General features: G+C 72.4%; 23 protein-coding genes and 1 pseudogene. 10 read left to right on the top strand and 14 right to left on the bottom strand.

Annotated features, from left to right (window positions below; all coding sequences use genetic code 11):
* Nucleotides 1-12: 12 nt before the first annotated feature.
* The 5 genes from QRX60_RS32120 to QRX60_RS32140 all read right to left on the bottom strand — a co-directional run bounded on the left by QRX60_RS32120 (nucleotide 13) and on the right by QRX60_RS32140 (nucleotide 5,308).
* Nucleotides 13-1,092 (bottom strand): ornithine cyclodeaminase family protein, encoded by a 1,080-nt coding sequence (locus tag QRX60_RS32120; RefSeq protein WP_285995180.1) that lies wholly within the window; start codon nucleotides 1,090-1,092, stop codon nucleotides 13-15.
* Nucleotides 1,089-2,135 (bottom strand): aminopeptidase P family N-terminal domain-containing protein, encoded by a 1,047-nt coding sequence (locus tag QRX60_RS32125; RefSeq protein ID WP_285995181.1) that lies wholly within the window; start codon nucleotides 2,133-2,135, stop codon nucleotides 1,089-1,091. Before QRX60_RS32125 ends, QRX60_RS32120 begins: the two co-directional genes overlap by 4 nt.
* Complete coding sequence (locus QRX60_RS32130) at nucleotides 2,132-3,304, bottom strand: M24 family metallopeptidase (protein WP_285995182.1); 1,173 nt, start codon at nucleotides 3,302-3,304, stop codon at nucleotides 2,132-2,134. The genes QRX60_RS32125 and QRX60_RS32130 overlap by 4 nt, the downstream gene beginning before the upstream one ends.
* 54 nt (nucleotides 3,305-3,358) lie before the next feature.
* Complete coding sequence (locus tag QRX60_RS32135; RefSeq protein ID WP_285995183.1) at nucleotides 3,359-4,747, bottom strand: MFS transporter; 1,389 nt, start codon at nucleotides 4,745-4,747, stop codon at nucleotides 3,359-3,361.
* Nucleotides 4,748-4,834: 87 nt separating this feature from the next.
* Nucleotides 4,835-5,308 carry a MarR family winged helix-turn-helix transcriptional regulator gene (locus QRX60_RS32140; protein WP_285995184.1) on the bottom strand — a complete coding sequence of 158 codons (474 nt, stop codon included), beginning with the start codon at nucleotides 5,306-5,308 and terminating at the stop codon, nucleotides 4,835-4,837.
* A gap of 140 nt (nucleotides 5,309-5,448) precedes the next feature.
* Here QRX60_RS32140 and QRX60_RS32145 point away from each other — a divergent pair, with 140 nt between their 5' ends.
* The 3 genes from QRX60_RS32145 to QRX60_RS32155 all read left to right on the top strand — a co-directional run bounded on the left by QRX60_RS32145 (nucleotide 5,449) and on the right by QRX60_RS32155 (nucleotide 6,525).
* On the top strand, nucleotides 5,449-5,718 hold the full coding sequence (locus QRX60_RS32145) for an SGNH/GDSL hydrolase family protein (protein ID WP_285995185.1): 270 nt from the start codon (nucleotides 5,449-5,451) through the stop codon (nucleotides 5,716-5,718).
* 5 nt (nucleotides 5,719-5,723) lie between these two features.
* Complete coding sequence (locus QRX60_RS32150; protein ID WP_285995186.1) at nucleotides 5,724-5,981, top strand: hypothetical protein; 258 nt, start codon at nucleotides 5,724-5,726, stop codon at nucleotides 5,979-5,981.
* A 157-nt stretch (nucleotides 5,982-6,138) separates the two neighbouring features.
* Nucleotides 6,139-6,525 (top strand): STAS domain-containing protein, encoded by a 387-nt coding sequence (locus tag QRX60_RS32155; RefSeq protein WP_285995187.1) that lies wholly within the window; start codon nucleotides 6,139-6,141, stop codon nucleotides 6,523-6,525.
* A gap of 400 nt (nucleotides 6,526-6,925) precedes the next feature.
* On the opposite strand, the gene QRX60_RS32160 is transcribed toward QRX60_RS32155, so the two are convergent.
* From QRX60_RS32160 to QRX60_RS32175, 4 genes are all read right to left on the bottom strand, one after another.
* A complete protein-coding gene (locus QRX60_RS32160) occupies nucleotides 6,926-7,798 on the bottom strand; it encodes a SigB/SigF/SigG family RNA polymerase sigma factor (RefSeq protein WP_285995188.1) in 873 nt (290 codons plus the stop codon).
* 122 nt (nucleotides 7,799-7,920) lie between these two features.
* Nucleotides 7,921-8,382, bottom strand: a complete 462-nt coding sequence (locus QRX60_RS32165; RefSeq protein WP_285995189.1) for a DUF4383 domain-containing protein — start codon at nucleotides 8,380-8,382, stop codon at nucleotides 7,921-7,923.
* A gap of 136 nt (nucleotides 8,383-8,518) precedes the next feature.
* Nucleotides 8,519-9,550, bottom strand: coding sequence for a PGAP1-like alpha/beta domain-containing protein (locus QRX60_RS32170; protein WP_285995190.1), 1,032 nt, complete (start codon nucleotides 9,548-9,550; stop codon nucleotides 8,519-8,521).
* A gap of 116 nt (nucleotides 9,551-9,666) precedes the next feature.
* Nucleotides 9,667-10,128 carry a hypothetical protein gene (locus tag QRX60_RS32175; protein ID WP_285995191.1) on the bottom strand — a complete coding sequence of 154 codons (462 nt, stop codon included), beginning with the start codon at nucleotides 10,126-10,128 and terminating at the stop codon, nucleotides 9,667-9,669.
* 195 nt (nucleotides 10,129-10,323) lie between these two features.
* Here QRX60_RS32175 and QRX60_RS32180 point away from each other — a divergent pair, with 195 nt between their 5' ends.
* Nucleotides 10,324-11,829 carry an MFS transporter gene (locus QRX60_RS32180; protein WP_285995192.1) on the top strand — a complete coding sequence of 502 codons (1,506 nt, stop codon included), beginning with the start codon at nucleotides 10,324-10,326 and terminating at the stop codon, nucleotides 11,827-11,829.
* Between the two features lie 67 nt (nucleotides 11,830-11,896).
* Nucleotides 11,897-12,220 (top strand): hypothetical protein, encoded by a 324-nt coding sequence (locus QRX60_RS32185; RefSeq protein WP_285995193.1) that lies wholly within the window; start codon nucleotides 11,897-11,899, stop codon nucleotides 12,218-12,220.
* A gap of 159 nt (nucleotides 12,221-12,379) precedes the next feature.
* Here QRX60_RS32185 and QRX60_RS32190 read toward each other — a convergent pair whose 3' ends face one another.
* Nucleotides 12,380-13,114, bottom strand: coding sequence for a helix-turn-helix domain-containing protein (locus QRX60_RS32190; RefSeq protein ID WP_285995194.1), 735 nt, complete (start codon nucleotides 13,112-13,114; stop codon nucleotides 12,380-12,382).
* Nucleotides 13,115-13,234: 120 nt separating this feature from the next.
* Here QRX60_RS32190 and QRX60_RS32195 point away from each other — a divergent pair, with 120 nt between their 5' ends.
* Complete coding sequence (locus QRX60_RS32195) at nucleotides 13,235-14,143, top strand: alpha/beta hydrolase (RefSeq protein ID WP_285995195.1); 909 nt, start codon at nucleotides 13,235-13,237, stop codon at nucleotides 14,141-14,143.
* On the opposite strand, the gene QRX60_RS32200 is transcribed toward QRX60_RS32195, so the two are convergent.
* Nucleotides 14,144-15,046, bottom strand: a complete 903-nt coding sequence (locus tag QRX60_RS32200; RefSeq protein ID WP_285995196.1) for a LysR family transcriptional regulator — start codon at nucleotides 15,044-15,046, stop codon at nucleotides 14,144-14,146.
* An 87-nt stretch (nucleotides 15,047-15,133) separates the two neighbouring features.
* On the opposite strand from QRX60_RS32200, the pseudogene QRX60_RS32205 reads away from it, so the two are divergent.
* Nucleotides 15,134-15,923, top strand: a pseudogene (locus tag QRX60_RS32205) (SDR family NAD(P)-dependent oxidoreductase).
* On the opposite strand, the gene QRX60_RS32210 reads toward QRX60_RS32205, so the two are convergent.
* On the bottom strand, nucleotides 15,850-16,824 hold the full coding sequence (locus QRX60_RS32210; protein WP_285995197.1) for a LysR family transcriptional regulator: 975 nt from the start codon (nucleotides 16,822-16,824) through the stop codon (nucleotides 15,850-15,852). The pseudogene QRX60_RS32205 and the gene QRX60_RS32210 overlap by 74 nt on opposite strands.
* 117 nt (nucleotides 16,825-16,941) lie before the next feature.
* Here QRX60_RS32210 and QRX60_RS32215 point away from each other — a divergent pair, with 117 nt between their 5' ends.
* The 3 genes from QRX60_RS32215 to QRX60_RS32225 are packed head-to-tail and all read left to right on the top strand — an operon-like array spanning nucleotide 16,942 to nucleotide 18,328.
* Complete coding sequence (locus QRX60_RS32215) at nucleotides 16,942-17,649, top strand: SDR family NAD(P)-dependent oxidoreductase (protein WP_285995198.1); 708 nt, start codon at nucleotides 16,942-16,944, stop codon at nucleotides 17,647-17,649.
* A gap of 5 nt (nucleotides 17,650-17,654) precedes the next feature.
* Nucleotides 17,655-18,014, top strand: coding sequence for a YybH family protein (locus QRX60_RS32220; RefSeq protein ID WP_285995199.1), 360 nt, complete (start codon nucleotides 17,655-17,657; stop codon nucleotides 18,012-18,014).
* A 14-nt stretch (nucleotides 18,015-18,028) separates the two neighbouring features.
* A complete protein-coding gene (locus QRX60_RS32225; RefSeq protein ID WP_285995200.1) occupies nucleotides 18,029-18,328 on the top strand; it encodes a muconolactone Delta-isomerase family protein in 300 nt (99 codons plus the stop codon).
* Between the two features lie 74 nt (nucleotides 18,329-18,402).
* Here QRX60_RS32225 and QRX60_RS32230 read toward each other — a convergent pair whose 3' ends face one another.
* Complete coding sequence (locus QRX60_RS32230) at nucleotides 18,403-19,917, bottom strand: FAD-dependent oxidoreductase (protein ID WP_285995201.1); 1,515 nt, start codon at nucleotides 19,915-19,917, stop codon at nucleotides 18,403-18,405.
* Complete coding sequence (locus QRX60_RS32235) at nucleotides 19,914-20,621, bottom strand: class I SAM-dependent methyltransferase (protein WP_285995202.1); 708 nt, start codon at nucleotides 20,619-20,621, stop codon at nucleotides 19,914-19,916. Before QRX60_RS32235 ends, QRX60_RS32230 begins: the two co-directional genes overlap by 4 nt.
* Between the last annotated feature and the right edge of the window lie 50 nt (nucleotides 20,622-20,671).

Consider the following 20,671-nt stretch of genomic DNA (forward strand, 5'->3'; position numbering starts at 1 on the left):
TCGCCCGCCCGGTCAGGGGCTGGTCTCTTCCAGGAACCATTCGGTGGGCACCGTGTGCCCGAGGTCGCGCTGCTCGGCCAGCGCCAGCGCCCGCGCGCAGACGGCCGCGAACTGCACACCCATTCCGGTGTTGTTGGCGAACACGGTGATGTCGCCGGGGCTCGTGCGGCCCGGGGCTTCGCCCAGTAGCAGGTCGCCCAGCTCGCGGATGTCGTCCCACGACTTCAGGCCGCGGTCGACCGGGCCGAGGATGTCGTACTGCTTGTCGTGGTGCACCTGCTCACGCGAGAGCACGGTGATGCGGTCGGCGCGGTCGAACGTCGTGTCGTCCAGCTCGCGCCGGGTGGCCGTGCCGTCCGGCGAGGTGATGGCCGTGACGTGCGTGCCCGGTTCGAGCCAGGCGCCGTCGAAGCAGGCCTCCATGGCCGCGGTGGCGCAGGTGACGATCTGGCAGCCGGCCACCGCATCGCGCCGTTCGTCGACGGCCACGATCTTGCGCCCGGTTTTCTCGCTCCATACGCGCGCGAACTCCTCGCGGTGCTCGGGCGTCGGGCTGTAGACGCGCACTTCTTCGATGTTCGGGCGCACCATCAGCAGGCACTCGAGGTGTGCCTCGGCTTGCCAGCCGGAGCCGAACATCCCGGCGACCGTCGCGTCCGGATTGGACAGTTCACGGATGCCGAGCGCCGAGGTGGCGCCGACGCGCATCTTCTGGATGAAGCTGTCGTGCATGATGGCGAGCGGTTCGAGCGTCGTCAGGCTGTAGAGCGTGACGAGCCCGACGTACCGGCCGCCGGGCGCGGCGGGGATGAGCCGCCGCCGCTGCACGCCGCTGGGCAGCGTCTCGACGCCGGCGATGTCGGAGGTGATCCGCAGCGCCCACACGCCGCTGGAGACGTTGCCGCCTTCTTGGGACTTGAACCGGAAGCGGAAGCCGGGGTGGCGGCTGTCCTCGACCGGGAAGTACGTGTGGTTGCGCGGCCGGTTGGCGCCCTGGCCGGCGGAGAGCTCCCGGTACGCCGTCTCCAGCGCGCCGAGCGTCTCGCCGGCGGTGAGCACCTGCTCGATGTCGCCGTTGGAAAGGATCCTCACCGCTGTGCTCCTGTCAGGTGTTCGGGTTCGCCCTCGGTGACGCGAACGGTCTCGGCCACGGCCGCGTTGCCGCCGTCGGCGAACGCGACCTCCACGGACACCGCGCCCGCTTCGCCGTCTGCCAGTACCGCGGCGGGGTCCTGGGCGCGGAACTCACCGCCGGTGGAAAGGTCGGCCTGGTTGACCCAGCGGACTTCGGCCTCGGCGCCGTCCGGCAGCTTCGCCAGCGCGGGTGCCGCGGCTTCGGCGAGGGAGCCGACGGTCGCGCCGGTCCTGGCCGCCGAGATCGCGGCGCTCAGCGCGTCCTGAAGCACGCCGGGCCAGCCGACACCGTCGCCGAGCACGCGGCTCGCGTGCACCCAGTGCATGCGGTACTGGCCGGTGACGCCGAACGACGTCACACCGTCCGAAGTGGACAGTGAACTCGGGTACAGGTCGAGGAACCCGCCACCGCGCAGGGCCCGTTCCACGGTCTCGACGCGGCTACCGGCCGTGCTGCCCTCGACAGTCGCCTTCGCAGCGGCGTCGTCCAGGATCCGACCGGCCGCGCGCAGCAGTTCGGTCTCGGTCGCGGACGGCACCAGACGTTGCTCGCGCACCAGGCCGTCGAGGCGGCGGACCTCCCAGCCCGGCACGGTGGCGACGATCTCGCCGGCCACGTCGGCGGGCCACAGCGCGGCGTCGACCAAGCCGAGCGTGCCGTTCTTCCGGCCCACCAGGTACTTCGCGACGAGCTCGGCGAAGTTCTTGCCACCGCTGAACTCGGTGACCTTCGACGACGCCCTCATCCAGTTCTGCACCCGCAGCGAGAGCTTGGTCAGGAACGTGACGGACCCGTCGGCGGGGATCGCCAGCACGCCTTCGTTCCAGTAGAGGCAGAGGTTGGTCAGGTAGGCGAGGTCGTCGGAGCGGGACACATCGCCGTAGACGAGGGCTACGTCGATTCCCTGGGCGGCCATGGTGCGCTGCAGCGTCGCGACGCGCTCCTGCCACTCCTGGTCCGGGGTCTCCGCGGGGTCGAGTACGTGCAGACCGCGTTTCACGCCACGTCTCCTGTCTCGAACAGCTTCCGTTCGGTCGTGATCAGCACTTCGCAGCCGTCGCCGGTCACGCGCACCGGGTCGCCGAGCACGTGGTAGCCGGCCAGCGGCGTGTAGGTGTTGGGGTGGATGATGAACACGGAGTTCTCGGGCAGCACCGTGTGGTTGCCCTCGATGATCGGCGTCTCGTCGAGGTGCAGGCCGTGCCCGTGGCCGCGGACACGGGTGTACTGGCTCGTGCAGTACTCGCCGTAGCCGTACTTGCGGAACACGTCGTTCTCCGCCACCGCGACCTCGTGGGCGGTGACGCCCGGCCGCACCACGGAGATGCCGGCTTCGACCGCTTCGTTGAACAAGTCGAACGACTTGCGCTGCCCGTCATCGGCCTTGCCGACGACGGCGGAGCGGCAGATCTGGAGCCAGTAGCCGTCCATCTTGGGCGTGAGCTCGGTGCGCACCATGTCGCCGGCTTCGAGCAGCCGGTCGCCGGGCGGGGTCATGCCGCGGACTTCGTCGCGACCCGAGGCGATGAGCATGAAGTTGTCCTCGGCGCCGAGGTTCTTCAGCCGCGCCTCGACCTCGGCGACGATCCGGTATTCCGGCAACCCCGGTTCGAGCACGTCGACGAACGCCTCCCAGCCCGCCGCGCACACGACGGCACTGCGGCGCATCCGGGCCAGCTCCCACTCGCTCTTCACGAGCCGGGCCGTGTCGAGCAGTTTCGTCGCCGGCACCACCTCGGCGGCCGGCGCCGCGGCGCGGATCGTCTCCATGAGCACGAGCGGCACGAGTTCGTGGTGGGCGATGCCGATGCGCCGTGGCGCCAGCTCCTTCAGGACCACACCCAGCTCCGCCGGGTTCGCCGGGTCCAGCCGCCGGGCCTCGCCGACCCAGCCCTGCGCGGTGAACGCCGTGAGGTCGGAAGGCCGGGTCGAGAACGCCACCGCGTCACCCTCGGCCGGGAGGACGACGAGCGCGGCGCTGCCGGCCGGGGTGACGTCGGTGAAGTAGCGGATGTTCTCCCGCCGCCAGGCCGGGCCGTAGGCGAGCACGACGTCGAGGCCTTGGTCGGCCATCGCGTCGCGGATCTTGCCATGCCGCAGCCGCAGCTCCGCGCGATCCTCAGCGGACAAGGCCGCTCCGGCGGGCGCCGGGGCGTGGTCGATCGTCATGGTTCCTCCACTGTCTTGTGGTGCGCGCAGCGGTTGTGGGGAGTGATCGGGCGGTCAGGAACGCGCCATGGTCGGCGTCGACTCCGCCGCCCGGCCGGTGATCTCCTGGGTGATCTGTTCGACGGTCCGGCCGCGGGTCTCGAAGGTCGCCACGAACGCGGCGAGCCCGGCGAGGATCGAGATGACCCCGAAGACCAGGAAGAACAAGAACTGCGAGGCGTGCATGGCCAGGATGAACCCGACGAGCACCGGCATGATGAGGCCGCCGACCTTCTGCCACGCCGCCGCCCAGCCGAGCCCGGTCGCGCGGCTCGCGGTCGGGTAGAGCTCGCTGGCATAGGCGAAGAGCGTGCTGCCGGCCAAGCCGCTGCCGAAGAAGGTCGCCAGGCAGCCGAGCAAGATCACCGCGCCGGTAGCGGACGTGGTGCCCCAGACCAGGCAGAACAACCCACTGAGGACGAATGCCCCGCCGAGTACCACACGACGGCCGATCCGGTTGATCAGCTGACCGGCCAGGATCGCGCCGACCACACCGGCGGCGGTGATGATCGCCGTGTAGCCGAAGCTCTTGAGCAGGCTCACGCCCTGGCCTTCGAGAACTGAGGGCAGCCAGCTCGAGAGCCCGTAGAGGAATGCGCCGGCGCAGACCTCCATGAACCAGATGGCGATGGTGTAGCGCAGGTAGTGCCGGGCGACGAGGGTGCGCACGGTGCCGGGGGACTCGGGTGCCTCGTGATGCGTCGTGGCCCCGGGCGTTCCATAGCCTCGGCACAAGCGGCCGACGATCGCCGCGGCATCATCGAGCCGACCGCGGCGCAGCAGGTAGCGGACCGATTCCGGCAGTGTCGCCAGCATGAGGAAGCCGACGAGCGCCGGCACCGTGGCGATCACGAACATCGCGCGCCAGCCGAACGACGGCACCACCGCGGTGCCCACCGCGGCGGCGGTCGGCAGCCCGATCAGCCACGCCGCCGTGGCAGCGGTGACGAGCGGACCACGGTGACGCGATGGCACGAACTCGGCGATGTAGGGCAGCACCACGGCGATTTCGGCGCCCAGGCCGATGCCCTGCAACGCGCGGAACGTGACCAGTGCGCCGAACGTCGGCGCGAACACCGCGGCCAGCGAGAACAACGCGTAGACCATCAGGGTGATGGCCAGCGGCACCCGCCGGCCGAACCGATCGGACACGGTGCCGGCGATGGCCGCGCCCACGAGCATCCCGGCGAACAACGCCGAGGAGAACACCCCGGCCGACTCGCTGGTGAGGTGGAACGTCTTGATGACACCCGGCAGGACCACACCGGTCAGGTTGATCACGAATCCGCACAGGAAATGTCCCAGGAGGACGGTGACGTAGATCCTCAGGTGTCGTGCGGTGAACTCCGACTCGTCGAGCCGGCCGAGGAGAGTCCGGGACGTGGTGGTGGGGGACGGGGGCATGACGGGGCCACCTCCTTGTGGCTTGTGCAACCCTGTGTCTTGAGGCCGACGAGGTGCGCCGGCGGACCCCCCTTGGGTCTTCTTGCGTTACCGGTCGTCCAGATTCCCCTGGACGTCGAAGTAGAGCCGGGAGAGCGCGGGCAGGAGCTGCTCGCGCATCTCGGGTGCGAGGCCCGAGGTGAGCTCGGCGGTGAACTTGTCGAGTTCGCGCCGCGCGGTGTCGCGGGCGGTCACGCCCTTTGCGGTGAGTTCGAGCTGCATCGTGCGCCGGCTCGTGGCCGACGGGCGGCGGGACAGGAAACCCTGGTTGACCAGTTTGTCGACGCTCTCGGACATGGTCGACGGGTTGCGGTGCGCCAGCTTGCACAACGCCGTGAGCGATGTGTGGCCGCTCCCCACCCGGGACAGGATTCGATACTGCCGGATGGTGAGCGGCTGCTCGAGGCCCGCCAGCAGTTCCGTCTGGAGCCGGGTCAGCCGCCCGCCGAGGGCGAGCAGGACCTCGCCCAGAGAGGCCTGCGGCCCCAGCTCGTCGAAGGTCTCAGTGTCGCGATCTGTCACTTTGGTCCCCGTACGTTCCGGTACCCGAAATAACGCTGAGGCTGACTGTAGCCCGGCCGGGTGCTCGCTGGGAAGAGGTGATTCGAAACCGAGGGAGTCACTCCGCGCCGGCTGTCTGTTCGTCATCGGTCCACCGCACTTTGTCGGCCCGTCGCGGGCAACACCCGCTGCGGCGGGAAACCCGGCTGGTCACCCTCTCCTTCGGCGGCAACGACGTCGGCTTCGCCGGCTGCCTGCACCCCGACCACGGCAAGGACACCTGCTGGGACCACCGGCTCACCGCCGCCGACAAGGTCATCGGCGACCAGACACCGAAAACCAGCCTGCAGGCCAGGCTCGCGAACCTCTATCAGGCCGTGCGGGACGCGGCCCCGAACGCGCACATCGTCGTGCTCACCTATCCAGCCTGAACTCGGTGATCAGCACGGTCGCCACCCGGGCCGGACTGTTCGTCAAGAACGTGCAGGTCGACTTCCTCGCCCACGACGGCTCGCCGTCGCACGACATCTGCACCAGCGAGCCCTACGCCAACGGGCTCAACTGCCGAGGCAGGCCGCGCCGGGCGCTCGACATGGGCCACTACGACGAGGAGTCCTGCCACCCGAACAGCGACGGATACCGCGTCGAAGCCGACGGTCTCGCCGGCTTCGTCACCCACACCCGGGGCCGCTGAACCGCGCCCACGAATCCGGTGTCCGTTGATGGCGTCACCTCCGCGCGTTACCGTGGTGGTGCGTGGTGCGGGCAGTGCCGCCGCCTTCCAGCACTTCGGCCGGGTCGAGACCCCGCCTGCCCCGAGCGTCCGCTCTTGAAGCCGTGCAGGGGTTTTCATGGACCAATCACCCAGTTGGACCGCCGTCGGTCGCGATGCGCTCCTGTCCTACCGGACCGCCCATCCCGAGCCGGGGGTGGCAGTGGTCGGGATCCGGGGCGAGATGGACCTGGCCACCGCTCCGCTGATGGCGGACGAGCTCGCCGCGGTTCGCCGCACCGGACCGGAACGGCTCGTGGTCGACCTCGGCGGCGTGGCTTTCCTGAGCTCGGCCGGCATCGGAGCGCTGCTGAAACTCGACGTCGAGTGCGGGCGCGACGGCGTGGATCTGGCGTTGATCCCCTCCGAGCCCGTGCGGCGGGTGCTGACTTTGGCGGGGTTGACCGAGTGTTTCACCATCATCGAGCCGCCGTCCGAGGAGGCCGACCGACGACGCCTCGCGTGACGGTCTCGGCGCCGACGAGACACGCCGGGATCCGCGGTTCCTCGGCCAGAACCGGCGGTCCCGCTGACGCGTACTTACCCGGGTAGCCCGGTGAACGGGACTGCTGTCAGCACCCGCACGACTCGGCAAAGGAACCCGGGGAACTCCCGAACCCCGGCACCGACGAGTTCCGCTTCGACACCGGCGTGCCGCCCGACCTCGCGGCCATGCGGCGGTGGAGTCGCTTCGTGTTGCGCAACGCGGCGTCCGGACCTCGGCCCGCGCCTCGGCGAATCGTCGGAGCACAGCTCGCGGGGCCGGGGGCTCCTGCTGGTCGATGCGCTCAGCGGCCGGTGGGGCGTGGTCACCCACGACGGCGGCTACAAGACGGTGTGGGCGGAGATTCCGGCCGGTTGAGGTTTCACTCGGCGAGCTGCTCGCGCAGTTCGCGCAGGATCTTGCCGAGCAGCCGGGACACCTGCATCTGCGAGACGCCGACGCGGGCGGCGATCTGGGACTGGCTCATGCCGTCGAAGAACCGCATCGTGACGATGGCTCGTTCCCGGTCGGGCAGGCGCCGCAGCAGGGGAGCCACGGTTTCGTGGTCGTCGACGAGCTCGATCCGGGCGTCGAGGCCGCCCATCCCCTCGGCCACGGTGGCGGTGCCGTCGCCGTCACCGGCAGGCTGGTCCAGGGACGACGCCTCGTAGGCGTTCGAGGCCAGCAGGCCTTCGCGCACGGTCACGACGTCGATGCCGAGGTGGCCGGACAGTTCGCTCGGCGTGGGGGCACGCCCGAGAGCCTGCGCGAGCTGCGTGGTGCCTCGGGTGAGCTGGGCGCTCAGCTCCTTCAGCCCCCGCGGAACACGCATCGACCAGCCGGTGTCGCGGAAGAACCGGCGGACCTCGCCCATCACCGTGGGGACCGCGAAGGACAGGAAGTCCGAGCCCTGGGCGGGCTCGAAGCGGTCGACCGCCTTCACCAGCCCGATCCGGGCGACCTGGACGAGATCGTCGCGGGGCTGGCCCCGCCCGCCGAAGCGGGTGGCGATGTGCTCGGCGAGGGGCAGGTGCGCGAGGATCAGCCGTTCGCGCAGCGGGCCGCGCCCCGGATGGCCGGCCGGCAGCGCGGCCAGTTCGTCGAACAACGGCCTGTGCTGCGAGTAGTCGTCGCTCCTGCGGGTGCCGCGGCCCGGGCGCGGTCCGGAAGTCCGGACCGCGCCCGAAGCCGCCGTGGCCTGCTGCTCCGCCAGCTCGAGCGGCGGCGCGGCGCCCGGCACGCTGCACGCCGGCATGCGGGTCTCCTGTCGTTGCCGTGGAGATACCCCCGTCGCCGGCCGCGGCAAACATGAACACGCAGGTCCGCGGAGCCCGGCTCAGGCGAGCGGACTGCGGACGGCCGCTCGAGTGCGCCCGGCTACCGCGAGTCGGCGATCGGGGCCTTGTGGGCGTTCAGCGGGATCAGGCCGAGCGCGACCATGCCGAGGCCCAGGACCAGGTGCAGCCAGTTGTCGGCGGTGTTGACGGGGACGAAGTTGGCGGCGCTGTCGTGGTCGATGATCAGGCCGTAGAGCCACAGCACGAGGTACACGACGCCGCCACCGACGAGGAAGGCCTTCGCGCCGCCGGGCGTGCGGGCCATGGCGAGGCCCGCCACGCCGAAGGCGAGGTGGACGATGTTGTGCAGGATGGAGACGGCGAAGATGCCGAGCAGCAGCGCTCCGGAGTGGTGGCCCGCGCCGGTCAGCATGTCGTAGTTCGTGGTCACGCCGGGGATGAACCCCAGCACACCGACCAGCAGGAAGACGACTCCCACGACCGCCGCGAAGAGCTGTCGTGGTGTCCGCCGGACGGCGGTCGTGGTCGCGTTCGGTGTCATGGTGAATCCCTCCGATTCCGCGGAGCCTGAAGCCAGGTTCCGGTTCCGGGCGGCATGCCCGATTCGGATGCGGACAAACGTCGCTTGCGGAATGGCACACCGAGTGGTGCACGACGACCCCGCCGCTGACGATGCCTCAGCCGGCTGTGCGCAACCAGTCGCGGAGCGTCGTGTAGACGGCGGCGTCGTGGAGCAGGCCGAAGTGATTGAGCCCCCCGAGCCAGACGATGTCGGCTTCGTCGGTCAGGTCGCCGGCCCTGACCGGTGTCACGAGGAGGTCGCCGAAGAGGTGGCCCCACGCGCTTCCTTCGGTGCGGGAGAGCGTCGCGGACACGAACAGGCGGCGGATGCCGGTGCCCGACCCGGGTGCCGGCCGCCATCCGGCTTCGTGCCCGGGCGCCCACTGCGCGGAGTGCACGTAGCCGTGGGCGAGGTCCCGGATGCCGTCGCTGCGGGCGGCGAGGAGGCGGGTGAGGGGCCTCGTCAGCGACGACCTGCCGGCCAGACGCACGAGGTGGGCGACTCGTCGTTCCAGCGGTGCACCGCTGTGCGGGGTGCCCAGGCACACGAGCCGTGTCACGCTGGGAAGCCACGGGACTCCCTGTTCTTCCGCTTGGTACGAAGCACTTCGCGCCACCAGTCCGCCCATCGAGTGTCCGATGAGGACGATCTCGGTGACGGGTACCGGCCAGGCCGCGACCAGCCGGGAAAGCAGGGCGACGAGGTCGGCGCCGTTCTCGGAGACGTGCCGCCCCGAGTTGTACCGGACGTAGACCGGCGTCGTGCCGAGGTCGGCCGCCAGGCGCCCGCCGAAGTCGTCGTCACCGCGGAACCAGCAGCGTTCGGTTTCCACCAGGCCGTGCAGGAAGAGCACGAGCCTGCCGGTCGCTTCCGGGAAGGCGGCCGCGAGTGACCGCCGGCTGAGTCCCACCGGTCTGCGTTCGGACCGGACGGTCATTTCGTCGCCGGGACCCCGGGCGGCCGCGGGGAGGCGCGCGCCGAACATCCCGTGGGCGACACCCGATGCGTAGTGCCCGGGAGCGGACTCGAGCACCGACGTCGTCCAGTAGTCGCGCGCGAGCGAGCCGGGCAGCTGGGCCGCCACCGCGGCCACCGCTGCCCAGCCGTTCGCCCTCTCGCTCAGCGCCGAGGTTGCCGTCTTGATCATGCGTGCTTCTTCCGTGCCGTCGCCCGCCGCAGGATCGGCTGACCTCGGGCCGTGAATACCCGCCGGAAGGCCGGCGAATCGTTACCGCCGGAGTGATCCGGAGTGCAGGACGGCGGTCACACTCGAACTCCGTTCGAGCTGACGGCCGCCGCGCACGGCCCGAAGAACAGGCACTCGACGACCGCGCGCGGGTCCAGCTCGCGCGCCCGCGGCTCGAAGGCGTCCAGCTCCGCCGCGATCCGGCCGAGGTCGAGGCTCCCGTCGGCGGCGTAGCGGAAGAACCGCTCATCAGTGTCGTGCTCGGGACACCCGTTGCGGCGCTTGTTCCCCGCCGGGAGGATCCCGAGCACCTCGTCGCCTTCGCGGTCGAACGTGAAGTAGCACTGCAGGCGGGCGGGGGTGACGAAGTCGATCTCGGTGATCGGCTGACCGCCGAACGTGGCCGGGTAGTGCCAGCCGCACCGGGGGTCGCCGGGGAAGGCCGGGTCGCCGGGGTCGCGTTCGCCGTCGAGGTGCCAGCCGCGGCCGGTGAGGAGTCCGTGCAGGGCGAGCGGCGGGTCGGTCGGCGAGGCGGTCATCGGGTCCCTTCGAACGCGGTGGTCCACCCAGTGTCGTCCCTCCCCGCCCGCCACGAACGGGTGACCGCCGGCGTTCCGGTGCCGGCCGGGATCTCGGGCGCCGGCACCGGGAACCGAGACAGGACCCGGCCGTGAGTCTCGGAACCCGGAAGTAGCGTCGGGGGAGACCGGTGCCGCGGACGAGGGGCGAGGTGGATGCGCGCGGAGCTCGATGCCGCCGACGAGGTCGTGCTGTCCCCCGGCCGTCGCGCGTGGACGGTGGGCGTGATGTGCACGGCGGTCGGCCTGGTGATCGCCATGGTGACGATCGTGAACGCCGCGCTGCCCGCGCTGGCCGCCGACACCGGCGCGACCCAGGCCGGGCAGACCTGGATCGTCGACGTCTACACGCTGGTGCTGGCCGCGCTGGTGCTGCCGGCCGGCGCGCTGGGGGACCGGTACGGACGCCGCGGTGTGCTCGTCGTGGGCCTGCTGGTGTTCGCCGCCGGGTGTGCCGCGCCGGTGTTCCTCGGCACGCCGGCGTGGATCGTCGGGGCCCGGGCCGTCACCGGGCTCGGCGCGGCGATGATCATGCCGGCCACGCTGTCGATCATCACCGCGAGCTTCCCGCCGGAGCGGCGCGGCCGGGCCATCGGGATCTGGGCCGCGGTGGCCGGCGTCGGCGGGCTCGGCGGCCTGGTGCTCGCCGGCGTGCTGCTGCAGCACTTCTCGTGGCATTCGGTGTTCCTCGGGCCGGCGGTGCTGGCCGTGGTCCTGGTGGCGGCGAGCCTGACGGTGCCGACGTCGCGCGACCGCCGTCCGCACGCGTTCGACGTCGCCGGCGCGGTGCTCAGCGCCCTGGCGATCGGGGCGGTGGTGTTCGGCATCCTGCGCGTCGCCGATCTCGGCTGGGGCAGCGGGATCGTGCTCGGGTCCCTCGCGGGCGGGCTGGTGCTGGGCGCGCTGTTCGTCGGGTACGAACTGCGGCGCGCGTCGCCGCTGCTGGACGTCCGGCTGTTCGGCAACGCGGCCTTCGCGGCCGGCTCGGTTTCGGTGACCGTGCAGTTCACCGCGGCGTTCGGGATGTTCTACGCGCTGGCGCAGTACCTGCAGCTGGTCCAGGGGTATTCGGCGCTGAAGTCGGGGCTGGCGCTGTGGCCCGTCGCGGTGTCGCTGTTCCCGCTTTCGCTGGCTTCGGCGCCGCTGGTCCGCCGGTTCGGGCTGCGGGCGGTGACGTGCGCCGGGCTCGCGGTCGTCGTCGCCGGCATGGTCCTCATCGGACAGCTGGACGCCGGAAGCGGCTATCCCGCCTTGGCGATCGCGGTGTGCGTGCTGGGCGCGGGGATCGGGGTGACGGCCCCGGCGGCGACGAGCGCGATCCTCGACAACGCGCCGCCGTCGCAGTACGGCGTGGCGTCGGCGGTCAACGACGCGACGCGCGAAGTCGGTGCGGCACTGGGGATCGCGCTCGTGGGCAGCGTCCTTTCCGCCGGCTACACGGATTCGGTCCGCTCCGCGACGGCGTTGCTGGCGCCGCCCGCGCGCGAAGCGGCGGAAGGCTCGCTGGCGGGCGCGCTCGCGGTGGCGGCGGGCCCGGCGGGCGAGCACCTGGCGGCGTCCGCGCGCGAGGCTTTCGCGCACGGCATGGGGATCAGCATGCTGGCGCTGGCGGCCGTCGTGGTGGCCGGCATCGCCGCGGTCGCGGTGCTGGTCCGCCGGTAGGCGTGTATCTGGGGCGGTCTCCGGGTCCCTTGGTCTTCAGGAAACCCACGAATGTCCTGGAGGGACCATGGCCGAGCTGCACATCAAGAAACTCAAGTGCGTCAAGAAGGACGACGTGATCGGAAGGGACGAAGCCAGCCTGCAGGTCGACGGCGTCACGATCTCGGGCCCGCACACGCTGGGCAAGGGCGATGCCGTCACGCTCACCGCCAAGCGCACGTTCACGGGCTCGATCAAGGTGACGCTGGTCGACGAGGACGGGGGCAAGGACGACGTCCTCGGCTCGGTGACGATCACCGAGACGCAGGCCGGGATCGGCGACCTGCTGGCGTTCTTCAACGCCCTGCCGGGTGCGGACTACCACATGACGTACGACGTACACGGCAGCTGATCCGCGCGGACGGCGGTGCGGCGCGTCCTACCGGTGCGCCGCACCGCCTTCGGCGGGTTCGGCCGTCCACGACGCCAGGATCCGCAGCCCCTCGTGCGCCGCCGAACCCGGCTCCGCCGTCAGGACCATCAGCCGCTGCCCGCTGCCGTCCGGGCTGTCTCACAGGTCGCAGTCCAAGGTCAGGTCGCCGACCACCGGGTGGCGGTACCGCTTCACCCCGTAGCCCGCGCTCGTCACGTGATGGGCCGCCCACCACGCGCGGAACTCCGGGTGGTGCACCGCGAGCTCGCCGACCAGGTCCGCCAGCTCCGGTGCGTCCGGGTCGCGGGCGGCCTCCAGGTGCAGGGCCGCCACGGCGGTGCGAGCCGCCTCTTCCCAGTCGACGTGGAGCGCGCGCACCGCAGCGTCCGCGAAGAGCAGGTACACGTAGTTGCGGCGGTGCGCCGGATAGCCGGCGAAGTCGGTGAACAGCGCCGCCGCCGACGCGTTCCACGCGAGCACGTCCAGGCGCCGGCCCAGCACCATCGCCGGCGTCTCCGCCAGCCGGTCGAGCAGCCTCTTCATGGCGGGGCGCAGGTTCTCGCCCGCCCGGCGCCGCGGCCGGCGGAAGGGCTTGCCCGCCAGTTCGTGCACATAGGACTGCTGGTCGTCGCTCAGCCGGAGCGCGCGGCCCAGGGTGGCGAGGACCGACGAAGAGGCCGGCACGCGCCCCTGTTCGAGCCGGGTCAGGTAGTCGACGCTGATCGCGGCCAGCTGCGCCACCTCCTCGCGGCGGAGGCCGGCCACCCGCCGCCGCGCGTCCGGGTCCGGCAGGCCGACGTCCTGCGGGCTCAGCTGCGCGCGGCGCGCCTTGAGGAAGTCGCCGAGCTCCTTGGGCTGACCGGTGGGCTCCATGACCCCGATTGTCCCCTGGGACGGCCGGTCCGGGGTGGGCAGGTTTCTGCCCCCGAACGCCGGGTCCGGGGCAAGGACCCGCCTCTTACGCCGGCGCCCCACCGGCCCGAACCTGGAGCCATGCGGAAGAACGTGACTTTCCCCAGCGCCGGCGTCGAGATCGCCGGGCACCTGTACCTGCCCGAAGCGCCCGGCCCGCTCCCGGCCGTCGTCGTCGGGCACCCGGCCGGCGGCGTGAAGGAGCAGGCCGCCGGCCGCTACGCCCGCCTGCTGGCGGAGCGCGGGTTCGCGGCCCTCGCCTTCGACGCCGCGTTCCAGGGCGAGAGCGGCGGCCTGCCCCGGGGCCTGGAGGACCCGGCGCAGCGCGTCGAGGACCTGAAGGCCGCCGTGTCGTTCCTGACCACGCGGTCCGAAGTGGACGCCGAGCGCATCGGCGCCCTCGGCATCTGCGCGTCGGGCGGCTACGTGATCCCGGCGGCGGCCACCGACCACCGGATCCGGGCGGTCGCGACCGTCAGCGCGGCGGACATCGGCCGGATGTTCCGGGAGGGTGCCGACGGAACCCAGGATCCGGCCGTCGTCCGGGCCATGGTGGACGCGGCGGCCGCGGCTCGCACCGCGCAGGCGCGCGGCGGCAAGACGACGTCGTTCCCGATCTTCCCGGAGACCGCCGAAGCGGCCCGGGCCGCCGGCGGGCAGCACGGGTTCGAGGGCTTCGAGTACTACCGGACCGAGCGGGCCCGCCACCCCCGCTCGGCCGCGGAGTTCACCTGGGACAGCCTCGACCGGATCGTCGCCTTCGACGCGGGCCGCTTCGCCGGGCTCATCGCCCCGCGGCCGCTGCTGATGATCGCGGGCACGGAGGCGGTCACGAAGCACATGACGACCGACGTGCTCGCGAGCGCCGCCGAACCTAAGCAGCTGCGGTGGATCGAGGGGGCGACCCACGTCGATCTCTACGACCGCGAGCAGTACGTCGGCCCGGCGGCCGACGAACTCGCCGCGTTCTTCGCCGCCCGGCTGGGGTGATCAGCCGCGCAGCTGGGCCGCCTGCTCCCGGAGGGCGCCGACCAGAGCGGTGGCGCCCGCCGAGCGGCCGGGGCGGGTGAGGACGAGCGCGGACCGGCCCCGCCACGCCGGGTCCTCGACGGACACGACCGCGACCCCGGCCGGCACGGACGCCGCCGCGACGCCCGGCAGCAGCGCGATGCCCAGCCCGGCCGCCACCATTCCCAGGCGGGTCGTCCAGCTGCGGACCGCGTGGCCGACGCGGGGCTCCTCGAGTGTCGGCCACGCGCCGAACTGGGGCTCTCCGCGGCCGCCGTGGCCGACGATCCACGTCTCGTCGCGCAGGTCGCCGACGTCCGTCCGCCGCTGCCGGGCCAGCCGGTGCCCGATCGGGACGGCGACGCGCAGGTCGTCCTCGGTCAGGACGTCCTGGTGCAGGCCGGTGAGGTCGTAGCCGGGCAGCCCGGCACCGACGCCGATCACCACGACCTCGGTGCGCCCGCCGCGCAGCCGGGCGAGCAGCGCCGGCGTCGCCCCTTCTTCGAGCGTGACGGCCAGCCCGGGGTGCCGGGTGCGCAGGACGGCGAGCGCCCGGGGGACCAGGACCGCCGCCGCGGCCGGGAACGCGCCGATCGACAGGCGGCCCGCCAGCCGGTCGCGCAGGCCCGCCAGTTCCTGCTCCGCGGTGTCGACGACCGCGAGCGCGGTGGTGGCGTGCCGGGCCAGGAGCGCCCCAGCCGGGCTGGGCCGCACCCCGCGGGCGTGGCGCTCGAACAACGCCGTGCCCGCGGCGGCTTCCATCATCGCCACCTGCCGCGAGATCGCGGACTGCGTGTAGCCGAGGGACGCGGCCGCCGCGGTGAACGACCCCGTCGCCGCGACCTCGCGGATCACCCGCAGGCCGGTCAGCGTCACCTCTGCCATCCCGTCAGCTTAGCCATGAGCGAACCGCACAGCAGATGTGCGAAGACATCGCTGGTGCTCATGTCTCGGCAGGCCCAGCATGGAAGCATGATCTGGTTCATCACAGGCTCCTCGAAAGGCTTCGGCCGCCACTGGACCGAAGCCGCCCTCGACCGCGGCGACCGGGTCGCCGCCACCGCGCGCACCCCGGCGCAGCTCGACGACCTCGTCGAGCGGTACGGCGACGCGATCCTGCCGCTCGAGCTCGACGTCATCGACCGCGCGGCCGCGTTCGCCGCGGTCCGGCGCGCCGCGGACCACTTCGGCGGCCTGGACGTCGTGGTCAACAACGCCGGCTACGGCCACTTCGGCCGGGTCGAGGAACTGCGCGAAGACGAAGTCCGCGCCCAGCTGGAGACGAACTTCTTCGGCGCGCTCTGGGTCACGCAGGCGGCGCTGCCGATCCTGCGGGCACAGCGCCGCGGGCACATCATCCAGGTCACCAGCGAGGGCGGTGTCCTCGCGTTCCCGGGCATCGGCGCCTACCACGCGTCGAAGTGGGCCCTGGAAGGCCTTTCCCAGTCGCTGGCGCAAGAGGTCGCGGAGCTCGGCATCCACGTCACCAACCTGGAGCCGGGTCCCCTACGCGACCGACTGGCTGAGCGTGGGCTCGCGCCGGAGCACCCCGAACCCGGACTACCCGGCCGCCGGTGACGGCCAGTGGGACGTCGGCGACCCGCACGCCACCCGCGCGGCCGTCCTCGACCTCGTCGACGCCGCCGACCCGCCCCTGCGGATGTTCCTCGGCAAGTCCCTGCCCGCGGTCACCCAGGAGTACGCGGACCGGCTGAAGACGTGGAACGACTGGCAGGAGGTGGCGGTGCGGGCGTTCGGCTGAGCGCCGCGTGCGGGTCGCCGGCGGGCACCCACCCGGTGTCGAGGTCCAGCGGGCCGACGTCCCGGGTCAGCGCCGCGATCGTCGCCAGCACCGGGGCGCGGGTTTCGTCGCGGCGGGCCACCAGCGACCACGTCCACAGCGGCGCCGGCCCGGTCACCGGACGGCGCCCGAGATCCGGCGGGACCGGCGTCGTCTGGCCCTTCGGGGAGTTGAGCACCGGGCGCCGCAGCCGGCGGACGTGGTCGAAGAACGCTGGGCCGGTGACGCCGCCGTCGTGGGTGTGCACGACCCGGGCGCCGGTGACCCGCGCGAACTCCTCGGCGTAGACGTTCCACGAAGCCCAGCTGGCGGTGTCGGCGTCGACGAGCACGACGACGTCCTTCGCCGGCACTTCGGAAGTGCCGACGCCGATCGCGTGCAGGCGGTCCGCGCCGAGCAGGTGGGCGTCGAGGTCGTGGTCGGCCAGGTCGGCCGCCCGCGCCCAGCAGATCGCCAGGTCGATGCTCCGGTCGGCGACCCGGCGCAACTGGGCGTGCGAGGGCAGCACCCACGTGTCGACGTGCAGGTGCGCGACGCCCGCCACGCGGTCGAGCAGGTCGGCGGGGCGCCAGTTGACGTAGCCCAGCCGCACCGGCTCCCGCGCGGCGATCCCCGCGGCCGAGCGGCGCAGCTCGTCGGCCTGCTCCAGCAGCGCGAGCACCCGCGGCAGCAGCGACTCGCCGCACTCGGTGAGCGTCACCGAGCGGCGGTCGCGGTCGAAGAGGCGGACGCCGAGGTCGCGTTCGAGCGCCTTGATCTGCTGGGACAGCGAGGGCCCGGCGATGTGCAGCCGCTCCGCGGCCCGGCCGAAGTTCAGTTCTGTGGCGACGGCCACGAAGTACCGAAGCTGGCGTAGCTCCATACCGGGAGCTTAGTGCGGTGGGAGTGCGGGCCTTCCACCTGAGAGCGAACCGGTCGTGGCGGACCGGTTCCGCCCGGCACATCCTCGGCTCAGGAAGCACACCCACCAGGAGGAACCATGAACACCCAGAAGGTCGCGGTCGTCACCGGCGCTTCACAGGGCATCGGCGCGGCCGTGGTCGAGGCGTACCGGAAGCTCGGCTACGCCGTGGTAGCGAACTCGCGCTCCATCACCCCGTCGGGCGATGCCGGGATCCTGGCCGTCGCGGGCGACATCGCCGACCCGGCCGTCGGCGCCCGCGTGATCGACCAGGCGCTGGCGACGTTCGGCCGCGTCGACACGCTGGTCAACAACGCCGGCGTCTTCATCGCGAAGCCGTTCACCGAGTACACCGAGGCCGACTTCGACCTCGTGACCGGCGTGAACCTGCGCGGCTTCTTCGAGGTCACCCGGCGCGCGATCGCCGCGATGCTGGAGGTCGGCGGCGGGCACGTCGTCAACGTGACGACCAGCCTGACCGACCACGCGAACAGCGCGGTGCCCTCGGCACTGGCGTCGCTGACCAAGGGCGGCCTGAACGCGGTCACGAAGTCGCTCGCCATCGAGTACGCCACGCGGGGCGTCCGCGTGAACGCGGTGTCGCCCGGCATCATCCGCACCCCGATGCACCCGGCCTCGACCCACGAGGCACTCGCCGGCCTGCACCCGGTCGGGCGGCTGGGCGACACCGGCGACATCGTCGACGCGGTCGTCTACCTGGAGGGCGCGCCGTTCGTCACCGGCGAGATCCTGCACGTCGACGGCGGCCAGAGCGCGGGACACTGACCACCATGAGCACCGAACGGGAAATCCTCACGGCCGTGCTGGACGGCTGGAAGTCGGCGGTCGACGCGCACGACCCGGACCGGGTGGCGGCGTCCTTCACCGAGGACGCGATCTTCCAGGGCCTGCACCCGTACAGCGTGGGCCGGGACGGCGTGGCGGAGTACTACGACTCCCAGCCGCTCGGCATGACGGCGGCGTACCGGATCGTGGAGACCCGGCGCCTCGCCGAGGACGTGGTGCTCGGGTACTCGAGTGTGGAGTTCGCTTTTCCCGACCGGCCGGCGATCACGGTGCACCTGAGCGTGATCGTCCGCCGGGTCGGCGACGAGTGGCTGATCGGGCACTACCAGGTTTCGCGGCTCTGAAGGGAGCACGGACGATGGAGTTCCTCGTCGACATGGTGACCACCGTCCCGGCGGGCACCACGGACGAAACGGTCGCGGACACGCGGCGGCGCGAAGCCGCGCGGAGCCGGGAACTGGCGGCGCAGGGCCACATCCTGCGGTTGTGGAAACCGCCGGAGGCCCCCGGCGAGTGGCACACGATCGGGCTGTTCGCCGCGGCCGGCGAGGCCGAGCTGCGGCAGGTGCTCGAGTCGATGCCGCTGCACGCCTGGATGACGGTCACGGTGACGCCGGTCAAGCCCCACCCCAGCGACCCCGGGGTGGGGCGGCCCTAGCCACGCGGTACCGGCCCCCAGTTGTCATGAAAGGGTCGTTCATGTCGCCAGATGACATGAACGACCCTTTCATGTCATCGCTGACGCCCTGATCGGCCGGCGGCGAGGCGGTCGAGCAGGCGGAACAGGCGGAGCCGGCCGTGGTTGGGGACCGAGCGCAGCGGGTGCCCGGCCACGCCCCAGCCGGTCAGCAGCTCGTTCGCCGCGGCCCAGCCCGTCGTCGCCGCGCGTTCCATCAGGGCCACCGGCAGGTCGATCCGGATCGCGTCGCCCGCCAGGACCAGGCCCGGTTCCGGCGTGGCGACGCCGGGCCGCCGGGCGAACCCGCCCACCGGGAACAGCGGGCAGTCCTGCCGCGTCACCGTGAGCTCGCCCAGCACGCGGGCCTCGGCGGTCTCCGGGTAGAGCTCGTGCAGCCGCTTGTCCAGGCCGATGCCGTCCGACGCGTACGCGTGCAGCTCGACCACCGAGCCGCCGGTACGCCCGGCCCAGCGGCGGGCCTCGCCCTCGTACCGGTCGAGGACGCTGATGTTGTCCAGCGGCGGCAGGCCGCCCGTGCCGAGGAAGGCCGGCCGGTGCGCGGCGACCGGCCGGTCGAGCCACAGCCGCCGGACGACGAACGGCGGCGCCGTGCGCACCCCGTCGATCGCCGCCCGCCACGACGGCGTGCCCAGCCCGGGGGAGGCCGCGACGATCCGGCGCAGCCCCGCGACGTCGCAGGCGAGCACGACCGCGTCGAACGGCTCCCCGTCGACCCGGAAGCCGCCGGCGTCCCGGACGACCTCGGTCACCGCCGTGCCGAGGCGCAGGTCCGCGCGCCGCCCGGCGAGGTAGTCGCCCAAGGGGTTCCACAGCGCCTGCGGGAACGGCTCGGCGGGCACGTCGAAGAGCAGGCCTTCGGCGGAACCCAGGAAGTACAGGTGGAACATCGTCGCGAGCTCGGCCGCCGAAAGCTCGCCCGGGTCGGCGAAGAAGCTGCGCGAGAACACCTCGAACGCCAGGTGCCGGGCCGCGGCGGGGAAGTTGATCGCGCCGAGGAACGACGCCGCGTCGAGGTGGTCGAGCTGTTCGTAGACGCGGGGGACGCTGACGGTCGCCAGCGGCAGCGCCTGCCGCCCGTCGAGACGCAGCAGGTCGCGAGCCCGGAAAGTGGGACTGCGCAAGGCGAACGCCAGTGCGTTCACCGGTGGCGTCCGCGGCAGCCCGGCGAAGGTGTCGGTGCGTCCGTGCGGGTCGACCAGCGGGTAGTCGGGCACCGGGACGAGCCGGTCCAGGCCCGGGTCGGTGCGCGAGAGCAGGGCCCGCAGGTTGTAGTACTGCCGGAAGAACGCGTGGAAGCCGCGGCTCATCGTGACGCCGGTGCCGTCCGGGAGCCGCTCGGGCCAGCCGCCGGCGCGGCCGCCCAGGTGGGCTTCGCGCTCGAACACCGTGACCTCGGCGCCGCGTTCGGCGAGCCCGGTCGCCGCGGTCAGCCCGGCGATGCCGCCCCCGACGACAGCGGCGCGCGGACGGCGGCCGAGCAGCCCGGCGTCGGCGAGTCCGCCGGGTGCCGGATGGGTCTCCGCCCGGCGGTCGCGGCCCGCGATCACGGCGCGGTGCCCAGCACCGTGTGGACGATCCCGCGCGACCAGCCCGGCATCGTCCCGGTGCGGACGTCGGTGAAGCCCGCGCGTGCCATCCGGTCGCAGAGGTCGCCGACGCCGTCGAAGGCCAGCACGCTGCGGCGCAGGTACCGGTAGAGCGTGGCGTCGCCGGTGGTGACCCGGCCGAGCGGGAGGACGATCGCCCCGCACACCGCGTTCCACACCCACCGCGCGCGGCGGGAGTCGCGCACCGAGTACTCGTGCAGGGCGAGGTGCCCGCCGGGGCGCAGCGACCCGCGCAGGTCCCGCAGGGTGGCGTCGGGGTCGGCGACGTTGCGCAGCAGGTACGCGGCGAGGATCGCGTCGAACGGGCCCGGCACCCCGGCCAGCTCCTCGACCGGGGTGTGTCGGAAGTCCACTGTGGACGGCCAGGTCTTCGCGCGGGCCCGGGCGAGCATCGCGGCCGACGCGTCGATCGCGGTGATGCGCGCGTCCGGGGCGATCGCCAGCAGCGCGGCCGTCGACGCGCCCGTGCCGCACCCGGCGTCGAGGATCCGCAGCCCGGACCGGGCCGGCGGGACGAGCCGGCGCGCCGAGAGGCGCAGGTCGCGGTGGTAGCCGGGGTTCAGCCCGACGAGCCGGTCGTAGGACGCGGCTCCCGCGTCGAACGCGGCGGGCACTTCGGCGCGGGGCAGCCCGTTGCCTTTCATGCACTGTCCTACCTTCTTTGTTGGGTCTGAACTGGTCATTCGTAGGATCG

The sequence above is a fragment of the Amycolatopsis mongoliensis genome (assembly GCF_030285665.1).
GTDB classification, from domain to species: domain Bacteria; phylum Actinomycetota; class Actinomycetes; order Mycobacteriales; family Pseudonocardiaceae; genus Amycolatopsis; species Amycolatopsis mongoliensis.

Bases quoted from the DNA above. Each gene is read 5' to 3' on its own strand.
- QRX60_RS32130 (WP_285995182.1), bottom strand. From the start codon at position 3,304: ATGACGATCGACCACGCCCCGGCGCCCGCCGGAGCGGCCTTGTCCGCT.
- QRX60_RS32135 (WP_285995183.1), bottom strand. From the start codon at position 4,747: ATGCCCCCGTCCCCCACCACCACGTCCCGGACTCTCCTCGGCCGGCTC.
- QRX60_RS32155 (WP_285995187.1), top strand. From the start codon at position 6,139: ATGGACCAATCACCCAGTTGGACCGCCGTCGGTCGCGATGCGCTCCTG.
- QRX60_RS32160 (WP_285995188.1), bottom strand. From the start codon at position 7,798: ATGCCGGCGTGCAGCGTGCCGGGCGCCGCGCCGCCGCTCGAGCTGGCG.
- QRX60_RS32165 (WP_285995189.1), bottom strand. From the start codon at position 8,382: ATGACACCGAACGCGACCACGACCGCCGTCCGGCGGACACCACGACAG.
- QRX60_RS32170 (WP_285995190.1), bottom strand. From the start codon at position 9,550: ATGATCAAGACGGCAACCTCGGCGCTGAGCGAGAGGGCGAACGGCTGG.
- QRX60_RS32175 (WP_285995191.1), bottom strand. From the start codon at position 10,128: ATGACCGCCTCGCCGACCGACCCGCCGCTCGCCCTGCACGGACTCCTC.
- QRX60_RS32180 (WP_285995192.1), top strand. From the start codon at position 10,324: ATGCGCGCGGAGCTCGATGCCGCCGACGAGGTCGTGCTGTCCCCCGGC.
- QRX60_RS32185 (WP_285995193.1), top strand. From the start codon at position 11,897: ATGGCCGAGCTGCACATCAAGAAACTCAAGTGCGTCAAGAAGGACGAC.
- QRX60_RS32190 (WP_285995194.1), bottom strand. From the start codon at position 13,114: ATGGAGCCCACCGGTCAGCCCAAGGAGCTCGGCGACTTCCTCAAGGCG.
- QRX60_RS32195 (WP_285995195.1), top strand. From the start codon at position 13,235: ATGCGGAAGAACGTGACTTTCCCCAGCGCCGGCGTCGAGATCGCCGGG.
- QRX60_RS32200 (WP_285995196.1), bottom strand. From the start codon at position 15,046: ATGGCAGAGGTGACGCTGACCGGCCTGCGGGTGATCCGCGAGGTCGCG.
- QRX60_RS32210 (WP_285995197.1), bottom strand. From the start codon at position 16,824: ATGGAGCTACGCCAGCTTCGGTACTTCGTGGCCGTCGCCACAGAACTG.
- QRX60_RS32215 (WP_285995198.1), top strand. From the start codon at position 16,942: ATGAACACCCAGAAGGTCGCGGTCGTCACCGGCGCTTCACAGGGCATC.
- QRX60_RS32220 (WP_285995199.1), top strand. From the start codon at position 17,655: ATGAGCACCGAACGGGAAATCCTCACGGCCGTGCTGGACGGCTGGAAG.
- QRX60_RS32225 (WP_285995200.1), top strand. From the start codon at position 18,029: ATGGAGTTCCTCGTCGACATGGTGACCACCGTCCCGGCGGGCACCACG.
- QRX60_RS32235 (WP_285995202.1), bottom strand. From the start codon at position 20,621: ATGAAAGGCAACGGGCTGCCCCGCGCCGAAGTGCCCGCCGCGTTCGAC.